The sequence below is a fragment of the Thermus sp. genome, from assembly GCF_056332225.1.
In genome coordinates this window covers 1-3,729 of record NZ_JBWGQW010000089.1, presented here as the reverse complement: position 1 = coordinate 3,729, position 3,729 = coordinate 1, and the positions used below count along the sequence as shown (strand labels likewise).

The following is a 3,729-nucleotide window of genomic DNA, read 5'->3' as shown; positions in this document are numbered from 1 at the left end:
CTGCGGTCTGCGTCATAAGCTCTTCGGAGATTAAGGTTACTTCATGCCTCGCCCAAATGTCCATTAGTCTACCACTCCACTATCGCTCGGTCCTCCTTGAGAATTGCGTACACCAGCTCGAGGCCTCGGGGTAGATCCGCACCACGGGCTCCGTCCTCGAGGCCCGGAAGAGGACCCAGGCCTCTTCGCAAAGCCCCTTCACCCCGTCGAGGGAGTCCAGGCCCCTCGGGGTGGGCCCGGCCAGGGACCTGACAAAGGCGTCCGCCAGGAAGCGGCTGCCGCGCCCCACCGCCACGGTCGGTGGAGCTAGGTGCCCGCACCTTGGCTTTGCAACACGGGATGCCCAAGCTTTGGCTGTGGGAAAGCTCTTTTGGCCGTAGGCCTCGGCGAGGCGGCCTGGGTTGGCAAAGGCGAAGTCCCGCGCGATAGCCGCCCAGAAATGCTCGGTACCGAAGCGAATCGGCGCACTCATCGGAGAGAGCATAACACGCCCCCTCCCGCCGGAGAAGGGCAAGGGATAGTAGGATGAAGGCATGCCCGAGGACCGAATGCTGGAGCGCTTGGAAAAGCTTGAGGGGATCGTGGAGACCACGGTCCAGATAATCCCTCCCCTGATCAACGACCTCTCCCGGCGCATTGACGGCCTACGGGAAGAGGTCCGGGGGATGGAGGCCAAGCTGGAAGGGCGGATCCAGGCGTTAGAAACCAAGCTGGGGGGGCGGATCCAAGAAGTTGAGACCAGGCTGGAAGGCCAAATCCAGCAGGTCAAAACCGAACTGGAAGACCGCATCCAGCGCACCGAAACCAAGCTGGAAAGCCGGATCCAACAGGTAGAGGCCAAGCTGGAAGACCGGATTCAGCAAGTGGAAACCAGGCTGGAAGGACGAATCCAAGAAGTTGAGACCAGATTGGAAGGACGGATCCAGGATGTTGAGACCAAGCTGGAAGGGCGAATCCAGGCAGTAGAAAGCAAGCTGGAAGAGCGCATTGAAAATCTTCGCCAGGAGGTGAAGGCCGAGATCAACACCGCCTTCAACAAGGCCATGCTCCTCTTCACCGCCATCGGGGCGGTCCTGGCCCTCCTCACCCTCTTCCGCTGAGCCGTCTGAGTAAGATGGGTCCCGTGATCCGCTGGATGGTTCTCGCCCTGGCCTTGTGGGGCCCGGTCCTGGCCCAGGACTGGGGGCTCACCCGAAGCCAGACGCTGACGACGGGCGGGGCCAAGGCCTGGCGCTACACCCTAAGCCCGAGGGGCGGGGAGGCCCGGGCCCTCTGGGAAGCCCTCTCCCTCCAGTACCGGGACCACCTCAGGGCGGGGTACCGGGTGGACCTCGGGGGGTGGCGGCTCTACTTCCTCGGGGGGAAGCTCCGCCTGGAGAGGCACTGCCAGGCGGTGAACCCCGCCTGCTTCACCTTCGGGGCCCTGCCCGCAGACAAGGCCCGGCAGGACCGCTTCCTGATGGAGCTCGCCGCCCTCCTGGACCGGGCCCTGGGGGAGGCGGCCCAGACCGGGGGCACGGTCACCTTAAGCCGGCTTTTCCGGGTGGAGCTTAAGCGGAACCAGGCCCCGCCCTACCCGGCGGCCCCCTCGGGCTGGAAGCCCTGAAGCTGGGGTATCCTCTTTTCCATGCAGCGGGGGCTGGCCTGGTTCATCCTCCTGGGCGCCGCCTTGGCGGGCCCGTGCGCGGAACGGCCCTACACCCTGGAAAGCGAAGAGGGCCTCCTGGGTGGGGAAAACCTGAGCTACGATGGCGAGGTCCTGGTCCTCGAGGGGAGGGCCTGCCTGGAGCGGGAGGGGCTTTACCTGGAGGCCCCCCTCCTCCGCTACCGGGAGGGAGAGGGGTTTCAGGCCAAGGAGCTGCGGGGCGAGGCCCAGGGGTGGCGCCTCGAGGCCGAAAGGCTCGAGGGGAAGACCCTTTACGGGGCGCGCCTGGAAAGGGGGCGGCTTAAGGCCAGGGCCGAGCGCCTCCTCCTGGAAACCCCTCCCCTAGGCCAAGGGGTGGAGCTGGAAAGCCCCGCCTACCGGGTGCGGGCGGAGGAGGCCCGGTTCACCCGGGAGGAGGCCCGGTTAAAGGGCTTCCTCGCCACACCCTGCCCATGCGGGGAGGAGGTGCGCCTCGCCATGGCGGAGGCCCGCTTTGACCCAAAGACGGGGGAGCTTCTGGGAGAGGCCTCCTTGGGGCTTTGGGGCCTGGAGATCCCCTTGGGAGAGGCCCGGGCCAACGCCAACCGAAGGCCCGAACTCAAAAGCCCTCTCGTCTTCTCGGGAAGCGAAAGCGGGGGCCTTACCCTGGGCCTACAGGACTTCCCCCTCCCCAAGCCCGGCGAGGAGATCGGGCGGTGGGAAAGGCGCCTCACCCTGCTCGCCACCGGGCTGAACACCCCCAAGGAGGCCCTTCAGCTCGGCCTCCGGGAAGGGGGAAGGGGCGCGGAGGCGCGCCTCGGCTACGCCGCGGGGGTAAAGGCGTACTGGGACGACCTCTTCTTCTCCTCTACCCCCACTCCCCCCGATACCAACACCCCCCGCCTCGAGGCCCGCTACGCCCCCACCTTTCGGGTGGAAGGCCTCACCCTAAGCCCCTTCCTGCGCTACGCCGAGACGGGGAGGAGCCAGGGCTGGACCCTAGGGGTGGAGGGGAGCTACCGCCAAACCCTCAGGGAAGGCCCCCTTAGCCTCACCCTCTCCCCCACCCTCCTCGCCGCCCTCTACCCCGGGACCCCTTACGCCCCCTATCTGGCGCTGGGGGGAAGTGTGGAGGGAGGCTTCCAGGAGGGGGCGCTGGCCCTGCGGCTGGGGTACGCCGGAAGGCTTGAACCCTTGGAGAAGACTCCGCCCTTCATCTATGAGAACCGGGACGAGTTCCAGAGGCTATTCCTGGAAGGCCGCCTGGGACCCTTCTCCCTACGCTACACCCTGGAAAACCCCCTGGGAAGCCGCATGGACCGCCTGGAGGGGGAGTACCGGGAGGAGGCCCTGGGCACCCTCCGCCTGGCCTACGTGCGGGGAAGCTTCGGCGAGCTCCGCCTGGCCTACGCCCCGCCCCCGCCCGACCGGGCCTGCTGCCAGGCCCTCTGGGCGGCTCTGGAAGGGGGGGTGGGCGAGGGGGGCCTGAGCCGCTACGGCCTCACCCTCCGCTACTACGATGGGTGCTTCGCCTACGAGGTGAGGGCGCAAAATGTCCTCAAGGGGCAGTACGGCGAGGCCACCGGGCTCAGCTTCTCCTTCGGCCTGAGCCTGCGCTAAAATGGGGACATGCCGGAAGACCGCCTCCTGGAGCGCCTGGAAAAGCTGGAGGGCATCGTGGAGGCCACGGTCCAGGTGCTTCCGCCCCTGGTCCAGGACCTCTCCCGCCGGATCGACGGCCTGCGGGAAGAGGTGCGCGGCGTGGAGGCCAGGCTGGAAGCCCGCATCCAGCAGGTGGAGGCCAAGCTGGAAAGCCGGATCCAGCAAGTGGAAACTAAGCTGGACGAGCGGGTCCAGCAGGTCAAAACCGAACTGGAAGACCGCATCCAGCGCACCGAAACCAAGCTGGAAGGCCAAATCCGGCAAGTCAAGGGCGAGTTGGAAGCACGCATCCTGCAGGCAGAGGCCAAGCTGGAGGAACGCGCCCAGGCCCTAGAGGGCAAGCTGGAAGGCCTCCGGCAGGAGGTCAAGGCCGAGATCAACACCGCCTTCAACAAGGCCATGCTCCTCTTCACCGCCATAGGGGCGGTCCTGGCCCTCCTCAC

The 3,729-nt window shown here is 66.8% G+C and carries 5 protein-coding genes; 4 read left to right on the top strand and 1 reads right to left on the bottom strand.

Translation table 11 applies throughout. The annotated features are described in order from the left end of the window. Nucleotides 1-79: 79 nt before the first annotated feature. Nucleotides 80-295: a hypothetical protein gene (locus AC01Y6_RS09870; RefSeq protein WP_476671348.1), complete on the bottom strand. Its 216-nt coding sequence runs from the start codon at nucleotides 293-295 to the stop codon at nucleotides 80-82. A gap of 238 nt (nucleotides 296-533) precedes the next feature. On the opposite strand from AC01Y6_RS09870, the gene AC01Y6_RS09865 reads away from it, so the two are divergent. The 4 genes from AC01Y6_RS09865 to AC01Y6_RS09850 form a co-directional block, all read left to right on the top strand. Further along, nucleotides 534-1,100: a hypothetical protein gene (locus tag AC01Y6_RS09865; RefSeq protein WP_476671347.1), complete on the top strand. Its 567-nt coding sequence runs from the start codon at nucleotides 534-536 to the stop codon at nucleotides 1,098-1,100. 14 nt (nucleotides 1,101-1,114) lie between these two features. Continuing rightward, complete coding sequence (locus AC01Y6_RS09860; protein WP_428720812.1) at nucleotides 1,115-1,606, top strand: hypothetical protein; 492 nt, start codon at nucleotides 1,115-1,117, stop codon at nucleotides 1,604-1,606. A gap of 21 nt (nucleotides 1,607-1,627) precedes the next feature. Further along, nucleotides 1,628-3,244, top strand: a complete 1,617-nt coding sequence (locus AC01Y6_RS09855; RefSeq protein ID WP_476671346.1) for a hypothetical protein — start codon at nucleotides 1,628-1,630, stop codon at nucleotides 3,242-3,244. A 9-nt stretch (nucleotides 3,245-3,253) separates the two neighbouring features. Next, a partial coding sequence (locus AC01Y6_RS09850; protein WP_476671345.1) for a hypothetical protein occupies nucleotides 3,254-3,729 on the top strand: 476 nt, incomplete at its 3' end.

What these genes read in the sequence shown, in the direction of transcription:
- AC01Y6_RS09865 (WP_476671347.1), top strand. Translation starts at nt 534, where the DNA reads ATGCCCGAGGACCGAATGCTGGAGCGCTTGGAAAAGCTTGAGGGGATC.
- AC01Y6_RS09855 (WP_476671346.1), top strand. Translation starts at nt 1,628, where the DNA reads ATGCAGCGGGGGCTGGCCTGGTTCATCCTCCTGGGCGCCGCCTTGGCG.
- AC01Y6_RS09860 (WP_428720812.1), top strand. Translation starts at nt 1,115, where the DNA reads ATGGGTCCCGTGATCCGCTGGATGGTTCTCGCCCTGGCCTTGTGGGGC.